1 protein-coding gene is annotated in these 223 nt (G+C 42.6%); it reads left to right on the forward strand.

Annotated elements, in window-relative coordinates; all coding sequences use genetic code 11:
- Positions 1 to 223 (forward strand): hypothetical protein (locus tag H5232_RS23880; RefSeq protein ID WP_182831735.1); only part of this gene is annotated, 223 nt, incomplete at both ends.

A 223-nucleotide genomic window follows, 5' to 3' on the forward strand; every position in this document is an offset into this window, starting at 1 on the left:
TATGGATGCTTCAGCCTGCACGAACAGGGTGGCAAGCAGAAATAAATTACAATGCATTCTTGACTGAATTTGGTTTGCAGCCAGGCGACCAGATAGAACTCAAACTAGAAGCCACGGTGTACCCCAGTGGTAAAGGTCAACCAACAATTCAAGGGTTTAATAGTATTTATGGCTTACCAATCGAATATTACAAAGCAGGTGAAAAGCCAGGGTTCTTTTCTTG

Origin of the sequence: Pseudoalteromonas sp. SG41-5, assembly GCF_014164495.1 — a bacterium.
In the GTDB taxonomy this organism is placed as follows: Bacteria; Pseudomonadota; Gammaproteobacteria; order Enterobacterales; family Alteromonadaceae; genus Pseudoalteromonas; species Pseudoalteromonas rhizosphaerae.